The sequence below is a fragment of the Allorhizobium paknamense genome (genome assembly GCF_030815125.1).
GTDB classification, from domain to species: Bacteria; Pseudomonadota; Alphaproteobacteria; order Rhizobiales; family Rhizobiaceae; genus Allorhizobium; species Allorhizobium paknamense.
Genome location: NZ_JAUSWH010000008.1, coordinates 120,485 through 136,144, shown reverse-complemented (window position 1 = coordinate 136,144; position 15,660 = coordinate 120,485). Strand labels below are relative to the sequence as shown.

The window sequence follows — 15,660 nt, the reverse complement described above, 5'->3', positions numbered from 1 at the left end:
AAAGCCAGGAGAAAACGGGGTACACCATGTTTAGCAACCCTGACATTACAAAATTCATCTTCGGTCGTCTGACGCTCGAGTCATTCCCGTTCCTTCACGAGCCCATCATCATGGTCACCTTGCTGGCCGTGATGATCGGTGGTGGCGCGCTTTTGGGCGCCGTGACCTATTTCCGCCTCTGGGGTTATCTCTGGAAGGAATGGTTCACCAGCGTCGACCACAAGAAGATCGGCGTCATGTATGTCGTGCTCGCGCTCGTCATGCTGCTGCGCGGCTTTGCCGACGCGCTGATGATGCGTGGCCAGCAGGCCATTGCCTTCAACGGCAATGAAGGCTACCTGCCGCCGCATCACTACGACCAGGTCTTCACCGCCCATGGCGTGATCATGATCTTCTTCATGGCCATGCCCTTCGTGACGGGTCTGATGAACCTCGTCGTGCCGCTGCAGATCGGCGCACGCGACGTATCCTTTCCCTTCCTGAACAATTTCTCGTTCTGGATGACCACCGCTGGCGCCATCATCATCATGATTTCGCTGTTCGTCGGCGAGTTTGCCCGCACCGGCTGGCTGGCCTACCCGCCGCTGTCCGGCGTGGACTACAGCCCGGGCGTTGGCGTGGATTACTATATCTGGGGCCTGCAGGTCGCCGGTGTCGGCACAACGCTCTCAGGCATCAACCTGATTGCCACCATCGTCAAGATGCGCGCTCCGGGCATGACGCTGATGAAGATGCCGGTCTTTACCTGGACCTCGCTCTGCACCAACGTACTGATCGTCGCCACCTTCCCGATCCTGACGGCAACGCTGGCGCTCTTGTCGCTTGACCGCTATGTCGGCACCAACTTCTTCACGAACGATCTCGGCGGCAACCCGATGATGTACGTGAACCTGATCTGGATCTGGGGCCACCCGGAAGTGTACATCCTGATCCTGCCGGCCTTCGGTATCTTCTCCGAAGTGGTTTCCACCTTCACCGGCAAGCGGCTGTTCGGTTACAACTCGATGGTCTATGCCACGGTCTGTATCACCGTCCTGTCCTATCTGGTCTGGCTGCACCACTTCTTCACCATGGGTTCGGGTGCGAGTGTCAACTCGTTCTTCGGCATCACCACGATGATAATTTCGGTGCCGACAGGTGCGAAGATCTTCAACTGGCTGTTCACGATGTATCGTGGCCGCATCCGCTTCGAAGTTCCTATGCTCTGGACCATCGGCTTCATGGTCACCTTCGTGATCGGTGGCATGACGGGCGTGCTTCTGGCAGTTCCGCCGGCGGACTTCGTGCTGCACAACTCGTTGTTCCTGATCGCGCACTTCCATAACGTGATCATCGGCGGCGTGGTCTTCGGTCTGATGGCCGGAGTGACCTACTGGTTCCCGAAGGCCTTCGGCTTCAAGCTCGATCCGTTCTGGGGCAAGATGTCCTTCTGGTTCTGGCTGGTCGGCTTCTACTTCGCCTTCATGCCGCTCTATGTGCTGGGCCTGATGGGCGTCACCCGCCGCATGAGCCAGTTCGACGATCCGTCGCTCCAGATCTGGTTCGTCATCGCTGCGTTCGGCGCGGTGCTGATTGCCTGCGGTATCGGCTCCTTCATCATCCAGCTCGCCGTCTCCGTCATGCGGCGCGAGCAGCTGCGTGATCTGACCGGCGACCCGTGGAACGGCCGGACCCTGGAATGGTCCACCGCCTCTCCGCCGCCCGCCTACAACTTCGCCTTCACGCCCGTGGTGCATGACCACGATGCGTGGGACGACATGAAGAAGCGCGGCTACAGCCGTCCGCTTCTGGGCTTCAAGCCCATCCACATGCCGAAGAATACCGGCACGGGTGTCATTCTCTCCGCGCTGAGCGTAGCGTTGGCCTTCGGTCTGGTCTGGTACATGTGGTGGCTTGCCATCGTGTCCTTCGTCGCGATCGTCGCAGTCTCGATCGGACACACCTTCAACTATAACCGCGACTTCTACATCTCCGCCGAAGAGGTGGTGAATACCGAAGCCACGCGGACCGCACTTCTGGCCAAGAAGGGGTGATCTGATGGATCCGAGAAGTTACAAGGCCACAAAGCCTGAATTCTACCTCACCGAGGAACATCATCCGGAGAGCAGCACCAATCTCGGGTTCTGGCTCTACCTGATGAGCGACTGCCTCATCTTCGCGATGCTCTTCGCGACCTATGCCGTGCTCGGCCGCAACTATGCGGCCGGCCCCTCGCCGGCTGATCTGTTCGATCTGCCGCTGGTGGCCATCAACACCGCCATGCTGCTGTTCTCGTCCATCACCTATGGCTTTGCCATGCTGGCGATGGAAAAGAACAACAAGGCAGGCACGCTCGGCTGGCTCGCCGTGACGGGTGCATTCGGCGCGGTCTTTATCGCGCTGGAACTCTATGAGTTCATTCACTTGATCCACGAGGGCGCAGGCCCGCAGCGCAGCGCCTTCCTGTCCTCCTTCTTCACGCTGGTCGGTACGCACGGTCTGCACGTCACCTTCGGCATCATCTGGCTGGTGACGCTGATGACCCAGGTTGCCAAGCATGGCCTGATCGAAGCCAATCGCCGCCGCCTGATGTGCCTTTCAATGTTCTGGCACTTCCTGGACGTGATCTGGATCGGCGTCTTCTCTTATGTTTACCTGCTGGGAGTCCTCGGATGAGCCAGAATTCACACGCCCACGCGCATGATCATCACCATGGCGGCCATGAAGCCAGCCATGGCTCGATGAAGAGTTACATGATCGGCTTTGTCCTGTCGGTCATCCTGACGGCAATTCCTTTCTGGCTGGTCATGTCCGGCGCCATTGACAACAAGGCGCTTACGGCTGCTCTGGTCATGGGCATCGGTGCGGTGCAGATCGTCGTGCACATGATCTACTTCCTGCATATGAACACGAAGTCCGAGGGTGGCTGGACGATGATGGCGCTGATCTTCACGATCATCATCGTCGTCATCGCGCTGGCCGGTTCGCTCTGGGTCATGCATCATTTGAACACCAACATGATGCCGATGAGCCCGGACATGATGCGCAACATGCCCTGATACCAAACAGGCGGCACATCGGTGCCGCCTCTTTTTGCGGATGATATCCCATGGCGGAAAAGCAGATCGGTTCCACATCCAAAGGACGCGGGTTTCTGCTTTCCGCCTTTCTGATTCTGGCGACCGCCGTGTTTGTCAGCCTCGGCATCTGGCAAGTGGAGCGTCTTGGCTGGAAGGAAGACCTGATCGCCCGCGTCGATGCACGGGTTCATGCCGAACCAGTCCCAGCACCCGGCGTTCAGGATTGGCCCCGGATCAATGCGGGTGATGACGAATACCGCCATGTGCAACTGAGCGGTCAGTTCGATCATTCAAAGGAAACGCTGGTCTATGCGTCTACTGTGCTCGGCCCCGGCTATTGGGTTTTGACGCCACTTGAAAGCGGCGGCCAGATAACGCTCATCAATCGCGGCTTCGTCCCCCTCGATCGCAAGGATCCCTCCACCCGAAAAGCCGGGCAGATTGAGGGCACAGTTCAGGTCACCGGCTTGCTGCGCATCGCAGAACCCAAGGGCACACTGCTCAGATCCAACGATGTTGCTGCCGATCGCTGGTATTCCAGAGACGTTCAGGCGATTGCGGCAAAGCGCGGTCTAGCCGCTGGCAGGGTCGCCCCCTATTTTATCGATGCGGATCGCAGCGACATCCCCGGCGGCTATCCCGTTGGCGGCCTTACCCAGGTCCAGTTTCCCAATCACCACCTGCAATATGCCCTGACCTGGTTTGCCATGGCGATCATGAGTATCGGCTTTCTGGTTTTTCTCTGGAAAGGCCGCGGCATCCGACAGAGCTGACCGGCTTTTCAGAGCCACTATGCCACCTCGTGGCGAGGCAGGATAAAGCCGATGCAAAGCCCGGTGGGTTTCCGGTTGGACGCCGTCACTTCACCGCCATGCTGCAGAAAGGCTTGCCGCGTAATCGCCAGCCCCAGCCCGAAACCGGCTTTGACGCCGTTGTCACCGTGGTGAAAAGGCCGAAAAATTTTGCCGAGCTCTGCCTCGGCGACACCCGGCCCTTCATCGCAGACAGTCATGTGCAAGGTCTTGTCGATCAATCGTGTTTCGATGACCACCGCCGTGCCCTCCGGGGCATGGCGCAGGGCGTTGCGTACGACATTCTCAATAGCCCGATAGATCAGCTCTCCGTCCACGGTAGAAATAAACGCAAAGCGCCGTTCGAAAACCACGGAGATCCGGCGTGACTGCCCTTCGAATGTCGCATCCTCGACAATGCTCTCCACGAGATCGATCACATCGAGAGCCTGACGTGCACGGTAAGTCTCGTCAGAGGCTGTCAACCGCGCCAAAGTCAAGATTTCTCCGACAAGTCCATCCAGCCGCTCCACCTCCCGGTCAATCCGGTCGAGAATATCCGGAAGACGGACGGGATTTTGCCGCAAAATTCCCGTGACGGCCTGAAGGCGGGACAACGGGGAGCGCAATTCGTGCGAAATATCGTGAAACAGCCGCTGCCGCCCCTCATGCAGTTCCTGAAGCCGCGCGGCGCTCAGATCGAAATCCCGGGTCAATTTGGCGATTTCATCACGCCGCCCCGCCACGCCGTCATGAATACGGACATCGAAGCGGCCCTCCGCAAGCGCCCGCAAACCCCGTCTTAATTGCGCGACCGGCCTGAAGAGATAGGAGGTTAGCATCAGGGCGGATGCCAACCCGGCAAGAGCCGCCGTCACCCAGGGCAAGCCGATTTTCCAATCAAACTCGCGGGGCATGTGAAACAGTTTGACCTGATAGCAAAGGCCATTCTCGCCCCTGAGAATGTGGGATTGTGACGAACAATCGGCTATCGGGCTCAAAATCATTCGGAAAGGCACAGATCCTGCTTCTGCCCCCGCGCGCTCCAGCAGCGTTTCCACGGCCTGCGGCCCCTCTTCCGTCAACACAGGCTGCACAAGGCCATGCAAATAGTGCTGCATGTCCAGCACCATCCTTTCATCCGGCGGCAGGCCTCCGTCGCTCTGATGCGCAAAGCTGATGAGCACAAAGGCCGTCAGCGTCACCGTAAGCCAGATGGTGATGAAAAACTTCCAGAACAGTCTGATCACGCGGCTCCTCCCGAAGCCGAAGATTGAAGAGCCTTGATCAACCCAAGCTTATCTTCGGTAAAAAGCGTTTCATCGCGGTCGCGACACCCATTCTGGTCGCACCATCACCCGGTGGCATCCCCTCAATCCTGAACCAGGATATATCCCTGACCCCGGACCGACTGAATCCAGCTATGACCGTCCGGGCGCACCCCAAGCTTCTGCCGCACACTGCTCAGATGCACATCGATGCGGCGGTCGAACGGGGTGAGCGCCTTGCCGAACACAATCGTTGAAATTTCCTGCTTGGAGACCACCTTCCCGGCCTGGCGCACAAGCACCTCAAGAAGGCTATACTCCGTGCCGGTGAGTGCGAGCGGCGTCCCGTCCAGAAAAGCATTTCGCGCGGAGGGATAAAGCATCAGGCTGCCGCTTTGCAGCACTTCCCGATGATTTTTTGCCTGTCCCAGCCCACTACGGCGCAGGATGGCCCGGAGCCGCGCCACCAATTCGCCCGGAGAGCACGGCTTTGGCATGTAGTCATCGGCCCCGAGATCCAGTCCGGCGATCCGGTCTGCCTCATCGCCGCGCGCCGTCAACATGATCACGGGCACGTCACACACTTTGCGAAGCGCCTGCAAGACTTCCATGCCGTCGAGACGCGGCATCATAATGTCGAGAACGATGATATCGACCAGCTTCTGCGCGACCACATCCAGCGCATGACGCCCGTCATCCGTCGTCTGAACCTCAAATCCCTCTTCCAGAAGATATTCCGTCAGTAGCCCGGAAAGCTCCCGATCATCGTCCACCAATAAAACACGCGTCATGTGCCAATCCGTCTTCCCCCACTCATGAGCGCCCCGGCTTGTTGTGCAACAAAAGCGGCCGGAAGACAAACGGGAAAGCACGGCCAGATTAAAAACCTGAGGATTTCAGCAGGTTCGACGATTTTGCTTATGATTAACTTCTACAGTATTTCTACAAGCACTGACCTCATCCAACAAAAGCAGGCGCAACGATCCACGATGCGCTACGCCCGTTTGTTCCCTCCTGCAACGACAGGAGCGAAAAGGCATTTGCTGTTACATCGGAACGCCGGTCTGTTCCAACAGGCCGGCGCTCTCCATGTCCGTGATCAACCTCCTGATGCCGCCGTCGTCGGCGTAACGGTTTTTCCGGAGGCATGACGACGACGCCAGTCGCCGAGGAACAGCAGGATCGGCGCGGCGATAAAGACGGAGGAAATTGCCGCGACGAGAATGCCGAAGACCATGGGCACGGCAAAACTCTCCACCGCGCTGCCGCCCCAGATCGCCATGGGCAGCAGGGCGAGAAATGCGGTGGCTGAGGTGTAAAGACTGCGAGCCAGGGTTTCATTGATGGATAGATCAATGATATCCCGCAGCGGCATCGCCTTGTAGAGCCTCATATTCTCGCGCATGCGGTCATACACAACCACCTTGTCGTTCACGGAATAGCCCACCAGCGTCAACAGAGCGGCAATGGCTGTGAGGTTGAAATCCAACCCTGTCAGCGCAAAAAATCCGACCGCCTTTGTCACATCGAGCACCAGCGTCGCAATCGCACCAACGGCAAACGGCCATTCAAAACGCGCCCAGATGTAGATCATCATAGCGATGCTGGCGAGCAGCACGGAGAGGAAACCTGCGGTGGCCAATTCGCCGCTCACCTTCGGCCCCACGACTTCCGTCCGCTGAATGGAGGCCGCCGGATCGATCGCTGCCAGCTTGGTGCGCAAGGCCTGTACGGCCACGCTCTGCGCCTCCTCGCCGCCCGGCTGCCGCTCGACACGCACCAGGAAACGACGCTCGTCACCAAACTGTTGCAAGGCGACATCCCCGAGGCCCAACGTCTCCAGACCGGACCGGAAGGCCGCAAGGTCAGCCGGCTGCTGTGTCGCCACTTCCAACTGAATGCCGCCGCGGAAGTCCACGCCGTAATTCAAGCCCGGCTTGAAGAACAAAACGACGGACGCGATGGACAGAACAGCCGAAATGCCGATACCGATGAAACGCCCCTTCATGAAGGCGATCTTGGTTCCCGACGGCACCAGCTTCAGCGGCAGTAGCGGCTTGATGGTGAGCGTCTTGAACTTCCGGCGCCGAACGATGCCGATCATGATGACGCGGACGATCGACACAGCCGTAAACATGGAAATGGCAATGCCCAGACCCATGGTCACCGCAAAGCCACGCACGGGGCCAGTACCGAACCAGAACAGCAAAGCGGTTGCGATCAGCGCCGTAACGTTACTGTCGACAATGGTGGAATAGGCGCGGCTGAAGCCCGCATCGAGTGCTGCCATCGCGCCGCGACCCTTCGCCGTTTCTTCCCGGATACGCTCGTTGATCAGAACGTTGGCGTCCACCGCAAGGCCGATGCCCAGCACGATACCTGCAATACCAGGAAGCGTCAGCGTCGCACCCAAGAGGGTCAAACCGGCAAAGGTGAGCACCACATTCAGTGCCAGTGCCAGATTGGCCAGCAGGCCCCAGGCACCGTAGAGAAACACCATGAAGGCAACGACCAGCCCGAAGCCGATAACGCCCGTCGTCACGCCGACAGCAATGGCGTCCGCGCCAAGATCGGCGCCAACGGTCCGCTCTTCCACAACCGTCAACTTTGCAGGCAATGCACCGGCGCGCAGTAGCGCGGCAAGGTCATTGGCCGATTGCACGGAGAAGTTTCCGGAAATCTGGCCCGCGCCACCCGTAATCGGCTCGTTGATGACCGGCGCGCTCAATACCTTGTCGTCGAGAACGATCGCAAAAGGCTTGCCAACATTGGCCTGGGTAATGGCCGCAAACCGCTGCGCACCCAGGGTGTCGAAGCGGAAGCTGACCACAGGCTCGTTGGTATTGGGGTTAAAGCTGACGCGGGCATCCGTCAGGTGGTCGCCGGAAAGTTCGGGGCGCTCCACCACCGGATATTGCCGGCCTTCGTCATCGGCCAGCGTGACGACACCTGCCGGCATCCGGCCGTCCGGTCCGGGTTGGGCCAGCATGTGAAAGCTCATCTTGGCTGTAGACCCCAGCAGATCGCGCAGGCGCTTCGGATCCTGCACACCGGGCAACTGCACCAGAATACGGTCTGAGCCGACACGCTGGATCGTCGGTTCGGCAACGCCGACCTGATCCACGCGCTGACGGATGATTTCAAGGCTCTGATCCACAGCCGCCGTCACACGGTCGGCCAGCCCGGCATCGGTCAGGGTCAGCGTGATTTCGCCGCCATTGCCGCCGAAGGCAAGATCAGCCGAACCCGCAACGCCAACGGAAACGGACAGTTTCTGCAACTCTGTCAAAGCAGCGCTGCGCTGCGCAGCATCACGCAACGTGACGACAATCCCGCGATCCACGCGCCGGATGCTCGTGGACACGATCCCGGCCTGGGTCAGACTTTGACGGGCATCCTGGGTGAGATTTTGCAAGCGTTCCTTGATGAGATCGGCAGCATCGACTTCCAGCACGAGATGCGACCCGCCACGAAGGTCAAGGCCAAGCGATACCCTCTGATGGGGAAGCCAGGAGGGAATTTTATCCAGAACGGTCTGCGGCAGCACATTGGGAAGCGCCGTTAGAACGCCGAAAAGAATAACCACGGAATAGACCGCGATAAGCCAGCGAGAAGTTTTCATTCGCAATATCCAGAAGAAGCATCCCCGGACCAAGCCGAGGCACAGGCGCTGAAGCGCATCCCATGAACGCGCAGCAGAGCGCCAAACACCATCATGCCGCATTCGCGGCCATGACGAATGGAAAGGTCAGGCGATCGCCACCACAAAGGGCGGTGCGCGCGGCAAAGCAGACGGATTGAACGCAAGGCGCAGGACCGGCTGAGACGGATTTCCGCCAGTAACCAGCCCCATATCCCCCCGAGGGAGCCAGTTCCTCGGAATAGAGGGGAGCGTCAGATCTCCGGGGCCGGGAGCGTGTTTGTCACGCACCGGCTCCAGTTCCGGTGCGCGCATGTCCTCTCGCGGCCCCAGCTGGGCACTCGCCCGTGCAAGCCGAGCCGAAAGCTCCAGATCCCGCCCCGAAAAGGTCGAGCGACCGCCCCAAAGCCCGGTGTGAAAACACAAAATGGCAATGAAGACCAGCAAAAGCCAAAGCATGAGGACACGCACAGCGCTTTGCGCCGCTGCCACGTCCTCACCTTCAGGATTCGCACTCTTTCGATCGATCATAAAGCTTGGTTAACATAGGCGCGCAATAGTGTCGACTGATGGAGCAGAAACGGCGGACCTGACAAGACGCATGTTTCCGGCAACTCATCACATTGAAACGTTGAAAGAGAGCGTGCGCGCTCATGAAAGCCTATCTTACAAGCCTTGCCCATCGCGACCGGACGGAAAACAGCGACAGGCATCTTGCCTTCTACCTGACCTTCATTGCCGGCGCGGCCAATGCCGGTGGCTTCATGGCTGTGGGGCAATATACGTCCCACATGTCCGGTATCGTCTCGGGCATGGCGGACACGCTGGTTCTTGGACGGTACGATCTCTTTCTGACGGGCGCTCTTGCTCTTGGCAGTTTCATGGCGGGTGCCGCCATCTCCGCCATTCTGATCAATTGGGCCAGACGGCGCGCATTGCGTTCCGTCTATGCCTTGCCGCTGGCCCTGGAATGCGGGCTGATGATGCTGTTCGCGGTCAGTGGCTATACCCCGGCAAGATTGCTGATGATCATTGCCCTGCTCTGCTTCATCATGGGGCTGCAAAATGCCATGATCACAAAATTGTCCGGCGCCCGCATCCGCACCACGCATGTCACAGGGCTGGTCACCGATACAGGGATCGAACTCGGCAAGCTGTTTTACTGGAATGGGCACGCCCGCGACGGCAAGGCCCCGGTGACGGCGGACAAGCCCAAGCTCAAATTGCTGTGCGAAATGATCCTGCTGTTTTTTATCGGCGGGGTAAGCGGCGCTTTCGTCTTCCAGCATCTCGGCACCTCGGCCGCGCTGCTGCTGGCTTTTCCACTCGGTATCCTGGCTCTTTTTCCGCTTCTGGAAGACTATGGCCACCATGACAAATCATGAGCATCCGGAAGTTTGCACAAGCAGTGCATGTCCCTGTTGACCTCTTCCCGTTCTCCACTATAACGCCAGATATTCGAGGGACGAAGCATAGGCCCTGAGGAAGAGTGTCCGAGTGGTTTAAGGAACCGGTCTTGAAAACCGGCGTGCGGGAAACCGTACCGTGGGTTCGAATCCCACCTCTTCCGCCATTTTCCTCATAAATTCAGGTGGATAGATTTACGAATTGACGTAAAGCTTTTAGACGCAAAACAACCCCGCCATGCGATGGCGAGGCTGCTGAGAGCTGGGTGAAGCTCACTTACGGAAGCGGGCGTTCTGCATTCAGGTCATAGATGCTGGCCTTTGAGGTCATGAAGACGCCGGCCTGTTCCATGGTTTCCACCGTGCCTTCATATTCCACGGGGAAGACGGAGAAGGCCTTGTTCTGCCGGTACAGCTCATCCACAACGGACAGAAGGCGGGTCGTTTCTTCCTGCTCGGGAATGTAATCGACCGGGGCGTTCCAGTGCAGGATGCGCTTGAGGACATAGCCGAGCCAGCCGGAAGAGAGCGGCAGCGATTCCGGCAGGTGATCGAGATTGGCCAAGGCAAACTGCACGCAGGCGGCAGCGGCGTTGAGGCTGCAATAGCGGTCTGTCAGCGCGTAGAAATTGGCGCTATTGGCAAAATCGCGACCCAGCCGGGCCTGATCGGCCTTGAGATCCTCCTCCAGCCGCTCGACTTCGGAAACTATCTTGCGGCCCAGGGCGTATTCCTGCGCGGAAATTGAGGGCTTCAACCGCTCCAGAGCGTGGACGAGGTCAAACAGCGCCAGATCTTCGCCGGATGCCGAAAGCCCGAGCTGGTGCCAGCGCGGCGGGCCGACCGGGCGTTGAACATCATAAATTTCATCCAGCAATTCGCGCCGCTTTGCGTCTTCGGGCGCCTCATAGGCCTTCAGCGCCTTGCCGAGTGCCAGGCCCATCTGGGTCCCGACGATGCGCATGTTCACATAGCTGTTGCCATCGACAAAGCTGGTCATGCCGATGTCACGCAGGATTTTCTGGAACACGCCATGTCCGAAGCGGTCACGCATGTAAAAACGGGCGCCCAGCACCTGCGAAAGACTTCTCAAAGCCGCATCGAGACGGTTCGGCACCAGATATTTGGAAATGCAGGAATAGAGGAACATCTGCTTCGGCAGCACATGGACCAGACGGGTGGAAGAGGCCACGAGAATTTCCGAAATCATCAGATCCGCATAGGCATCTGCCAGTTGCCTTGCGCTGACCGGAATCTGGCTGACCTTCTGCCCGCCGTAAAGCGGCCTGTTGACCGCAAAGCCGTAAGTCAGGCGCAAGCCGGTATCGAGACCGCCGAGGCATAGAGCAGCAACGCCGAGACGCAGCGATTGCTGGCTCTTCAGGGTAACCTCAAGGCCTGCCCCCTCGCGGCCCAGCAACTGACTTGCCGGAACCGGAGCATCTTCATACCGCACCCCGCCCAGCGGCAGGCCGCGCACGCCGTAAAGCCGCTCATTCGGCAGAACGCGATACTGGCTGCGGTCCAGGTGGGTGCGATCGACGATCAGCATGCTATGCGTGACGGGCGAGCTTCCCTCGGCCGTGCGGGCATGAACGATCATCGCGCCGGCGCGGTCGGCAAAACCGATGGGCCATTTTTCGCCGTTGACCTTGTAGACATCGCCTTGCAGATCGGCGCGGGTTTCGTTGGTCAACACGTCGCTGCCGTGCTGGCCTTCGCTCAAGCCCCAGGAGATCGAGCCACCAGCGGCGACGAACTTGCCGTAACGCCGGATCTGTTCTTCCGTGCCGCAGGTGACGATCGAAAGATAACCGATGAAGGGAAGAATGGCCACCGTTGCCAGCGTCATGTCTCGGCGCGCGATGGCGCGGTACATCTGCAGGGATTCCGCATAGGAAAACATCATGCCGCCGCAGCCTTCCGGCACCAGCCAGCGGCTGACCTTTTCCCCCACCAGCGCATCATAGGCCGTGACCGGAAAGCGCTCGGCTTCGTCATCGGCCATGATCCGCGCGAAGGAAGCGGGGGCCTTGTCGTCCCAAGGATCGCCCATGGCCCGTTCCAATTGCCGCAGCGTCTGAAGAACCTCGTCCGAACCCTTCTTTTTGACTTCTGGAAAAAGCATTTTTGAAATCCTGATCGATTAAAATTTGACAATGCATCGTGGCTTCAAGTGAAGCCGCAGAGGAAATATCCTGAAGCACCGGCCTTCGCTGGCTGTCTCTCCTGCCTCAATGGGCCGAACTCAGCATTCGCAGACGCTCCCAGCCGTCATCGAGATAGGGATAGGGGCCGGAAAAGGCATACGGGTCTGCTTCCATCAGGCGGTTGAGCAAGGCGGGTAGGCGCATGCCTTTCCGCTCCTTCTCCGAAGCCGCAAGCCAGGACAGCACGACGCAACTGACGGAAAACAGCCGCGAGAACTGCGCCCCGGCATTGACCGCTTCCGGTCGCTCGCCCTGTTTCAAGGCGGCAAGGGCGGCCAGCCCCTCTTCCAGCGCTGTAAAGGCGGTTACCGCCTTGCCCAGCGCAGCCCGAACCGCCTGCCGGTCGTCATCGGCAAGACCCGGCTCCGCCGCGATCCTGTCGCCCAGGCCGGGCAGAAGGTCGGTCAGCGGCTCGCCGCCCCGGTTCAGCATTGGCACTTTGCGCATTTCCATGTCGGGACAAGGCGTTGCGCTGGAGAGTTCTGCGATGAGCTTGGCATAAAGCGCATCGGCAGTCTCCCCCGAAAGCCCGGCGCGACGTTTGGCCAGCATGGGCAACTGATTGGCCAGCATGCCGAGATTGACCTGCGGATTGATGTCCATGAAATGCGCCACTTCCACGTCGCGCTTGAATTTCTGGATCATCGCCACCGCCGGATTGGAGGCAAGCACCGACCGCGCCCCAAGGGCTGCGAGCAGTGCGGAGAGAATGCGCCCGCTGAACTCCTGGGCGATCTGCTTTGCCACCGCAGCGGCAATGGGAAAATGTTGGGGACGGAAAGAGGCAAAGCGGGCGGCTGCCCGGGCCACGGTTTCCATGACCTGAAAATCGGTGAGCGCCTGCGATAGAAGAAGCTTTTGATGCGGATGCACGCCATGCGGCTGGCTGGCAATTTCATCATAGGCGAGCTTCAAGGCGCTTTCGCATGGCCCGATCATTGCTCCGATTGAAAGCAGCTTGATGATCGATTCTGCCCGGAAGACCAGCTCGATCCCCTCACCTTCCTGTCCAACCCGCGCCGAGGCATTGACGCAGGCCACATCGATATCGACATCGGCGACATCGATACCGCGCATGCCGGTCAGGCTGGCGCGGGGGCCCGGCAGGGTGGATTCCCATTGCGGCTGCCGGTCGATGAGGAAGAGCGAGGAACCGGCAGGGCCTGCCGCTCCGGTGCGTGCCAACACCATCAGCCCGCGGGCGCGGCTGGCCTGACCGGCCAGCCACTTGCGGCCATTGATGATGTACCAGTCACCCTTGCGTTCCGCGACGGTACGGTTGTTCATTACATCGCTGCGAATATCCGGCTCATTGACGGCCAGCGAAATACTGCGGCCCGCCAGGAACCATTCCGACAGCAGGGCGCGCTGCGCTTCCGTACCGGCCAGATCCAGCACCACGATGGCGCCGATGGAATACATCAGCCGCGGCATGAGCGAGGGATTTCGCCCGGCCAGCCGCCGGGCGATATCGAGAATGGTGGAGAGGTTGCGCAACTGCCCGCCCGTCTGCCAATGGGCAGGGATAAGCTGGGCGGGAAAGCCGGAGGCAATCAGCAGCGCCGCCTGCTCATCCAGCGGATCTTCCTGGAGATCGGCGGCCACGGCCTTGGCATAGGAAAAGGGCTGATCCGCCTCAAGCGGATCGCCAAGCACGGCGCTCAGGTGCTCAAGATAGGGTAGGATGGTCATATCTGTCATAGCGGCGCAATCGTGTAGGAAACAGAATTGGGCAGGCGCGCGCCAACCAGTTTCAGCCAGTTGAGGCGCGTCTCGAAGGCGGCGCCACGCATGAGATGGGTGGCAACGTCCACCACGCGGCGGTTTTCCGGCTTTTCCAGATAGCTGCCTGCCGTCCAGTCGTTGAAATCGCCAATCGCCGGGCCACTCCAGATCTGATAGTCGAGCTGGCGTCCCTCTTCACCGGCATTGGCCCAGTGAGAGCCTTTGCCAAGATAGGCGCGGAACACCAGCGCCATCTTCCGCTTCGGGTCAGCCTCGGCCTCGGTCACCTGCTTGGGATCGCGGCCCATGAAATAGTCCGCAGTCATTTTCCAGACATCGGCCAGGCTCTGCTTGAAGAGCTTCTGCTCCAACTCCTGCACCACCTCGGGCGGCAGCGCGTCCAGGCTGTCATAGCGGCGATAGAGGTCGTAGAGCATCTTGCCACGGCTGGCGAAAAGCGTACCGCGCTTCAGCACCTGCAATTCAACGCCGAGCTCGAACATGTCGGCGGCGGGCGCCATGGTCGTATCGGCAAAGCCGCACCGCGCCAGCATGTCACGCACCACCGGCGAAGAGCCGGATTCCTGGCAGGCCTGGTTGACCGTGCCCGTCACCACATAGGCGGCACCGGCGGCAAAGGCGGCAGCCACCGCCTTGGGAGAGCCCATGCCGCCGCCCGCGCCGATGCGGATCGGCTTGGCGTAGCCGTTTTTCAACGCCACGCGCTCTGCCTGACGCAGCAGAACCGGCAGAAGCACCACCAGCGGGCGACGGTCGGTATGACCGCCGGAGTCGGCTTCCGCCGTAATATCGTCCGCCACCGGCACCTGCCGGGCAAGTTCTGCCTGTTCTGCAGTGATCACGCCCTGATCGACCAGCTTCTTCAGAATGGTCTCCGGCGCAGGTTCCATGAACACCGCCGCGACTTCCGAACGCGACACCTTGGCAATCACCTTGTGGCCAATCTCGATCGTGCCATCGGGTCGGCGGGAAAGACCGCTTGCCCGGTAACGGACCAGCGCGGGCGTGAGCCCCATGAAGGCCGAGGCCTCGATGATCCGCACATTATAGCGCAGCAGGATATCGATCAGCCCGTTTTCCATCGCCTGTTCGCTGGGGCTATGGATGAGGTTGACAGAGAAGGGCTTATCCCCGAGCGCCGAGGTGATTTTTTGCAGCGCCTTGTCCACATGTTCCAGCCGCACACCGCCTGCACCATAGCTTGCCAGATAGCCCTGCCCCGCCAGCGCAATCACCAGATCCGGCGAAGCAATACCATTGGCCATGGCCCCAGACATATAGGGATAGCGCACGCCATAAAGAGCGGCGAATTCCGGATCGCCCAGCGCTTCCGGCGGCAGTGCCGGATAGTGGCAAACCACCTGAAGCTGCGGAAAACTCGGAGCCAGACGCGGAGTGACCCCAAAGCGCTGACCATCGGTGACGATAGTGCCCGGCTCTTCCAGCTTCTGCAATTGCGCAGCAATCGATGCGGGGTCCCAGAAGATCTCCGGCGTCGCCGCCTTTTCTTCGAATTTAGCGTTGATCGTCATGGTTTCGT

Annotated in this window: 11 protein-coding genes and 1 tRNA gene; 6 read left to right on the top strand and 6 right to left on the bottom strand. The window is 59.8% G+C overall.

The window, feature by feature from the left end; all coding sequences use genetic code 11:
• Positions 1 to 26: 26 nt before the first annotated feature.
• The 4 genes from cyoB to QO005_RS13715 are packed head-to-tail and all read left to right on the top strand — an operon-like array spanning position 27 to position 3,832.
• The gene (cyoB, locus tag QO005_RS13730) at positions 27 to 2,033 is read left to right on the top strand and encodes a cytochrome o ubiquinol oxidase subunit I (protein WP_307158617.1); all 2,007 of its coding nucleotides are present in this window, start codon (positions 27 to 29) and stop codon (positions 2,031 to 2,033) included.
• Between the two features lie 4 nt (positions 2,034 to 2,037).
• The gene (cyoC, locus tag QO005_RS13725) at positions 2,038 to 2,655 is read left to right on the top strand and encodes a cytochrome o ubiquinol oxidase subunit III (RefSeq protein WP_307158616.1); all 618 of its coding nucleotides are present in this window, start codon (positions 2,038 to 2,040) and stop codon (positions 2,653 to 2,655) included.
• Entirely contained in the window at positions 2,652 to 3,038 is a 387-nt protein-coding gene (cyoD, locus tag QO005_RS13720) for a cytochrome o ubiquinol oxidase subunit IV (RefSeq protein ID WP_307158615.1), read from the top strand. Before cyoC ends, cyoD begins: the two co-directional genes overlap by 4 nt.
• Before the next feature lie 50 nt (positions 3,039 to 3,088).
• A complete protein-coding gene (locus QO005_RS13715; protein ID WP_307158614.1) occupies positions 3,089 to 3,832 on the top strand; it encodes an SURF1 family protein in 744 nt (247 codons plus the stop codon).
• A 17-nt stretch (positions 3,833 to 3,849) separates the two neighbouring features.
• Here QO005_RS13715 and QO005_RS13710 read toward each other — a convergent pair whose 3' ends face one another.
• From QO005_RS13710 to secD, 3 genes are all read right to left on the bottom strand, one after another.
• Positions 3,850 to 5,100, bottom strand: coding sequence for a HAMP domain-containing sensor histidine kinase (locus QO005_RS13710; protein ID WP_307158613.1), 1,251 nt, complete (start codon positions 5,098 to 5,100; stop codon positions 3,850 to 3,852).
• Positions 5,101 to 5,222: 122 nt separating this feature from the next.
• Complete coding sequence (locus tag QO005_RS13705; RefSeq protein ID WP_307158612.1) at positions 5,223 to 5,909, bottom strand: response regulator; 687 nt, start codon at positions 5,907 to 5,909, stop codon at positions 5,223 to 5,225.
• A 308-nt stretch (positions 5,910 to 6,217) separates the two neighbouring features.
• A complete protein-coding gene (secD, locus tag QO005_RS13700) occupies positions 6,218 to 8,740 on the bottom strand; it encodes a protein translocase subunit SecD (protein ID WP_307158611.1) in 2,523 nt (840 codons plus the stop codon).
• A gap of 671 nt (positions 8,741 to 9,411) precedes the next feature.
• Between secD and QO005_RS13695 the strand changes: the two genes are divergently transcribed.
• Positions 9,412 to 10,143, top strand: coding sequence for a YoaK family protein (locus QO005_RS13695; protein WP_307158610.1), 732 nt, complete (start codon positions 9,412 to 9,414; stop codon positions 10,141 to 10,143).
• Between the two features lie 98 nt (positions 10,144 to 10,241).
• Positions 10,242 to 10,331, top strand: a tRNA-Ser gene (locus QO005_RS13690).
• Between the two features lie 110 nt (positions 10,332 to 10,441).
• Here the strand turns inward: QO005_RS13690 and QO005_RS13685 are convergent.
• From QO005_RS13685 to QO005_RS13675, 3 genes are all read right to left on the bottom strand, one after another.
• Positions 10,442 to 12,292 (bottom strand): acyl-CoA dehydrogenase family protein, encoded by a 1,851-nt coding sequence (locus QO005_RS13685; protein ID WP_307158609.1) that lies wholly within the window; start codon positions 12,290 to 12,292, stop codon positions 10,442 to 10,444.
• A 106-nt stretch (positions 12,293 to 12,398) separates the two neighbouring features.
• A complete protein-coding gene (locus tag QO005_RS13680; RefSeq protein ID WP_307158608.1) occupies positions 12,399 to 14,075 on the bottom strand; it encodes an acyl-CoA dehydrogenase family protein in 1,677 nt (558 codons plus the stop codon).
• Positions 14,072 to 15,652 (bottom strand): PfaD family polyunsaturated fatty acid/polyketide biosynthesis protein, encoded by a 1,581-nt coding sequence (locus QO005_RS13675; protein WP_307158607.1) that lies wholly within the window; start codon positions 15,650 to 15,652, stop codon positions 14,072 to 14,074. The genes QO005_RS13680 and QO005_RS13675 overlap by 4 nt, the downstream gene beginning before the upstream one ends.
• Between the last annotated feature and the right edge of the window lie 8 nt (positions 15,653 to 15,660).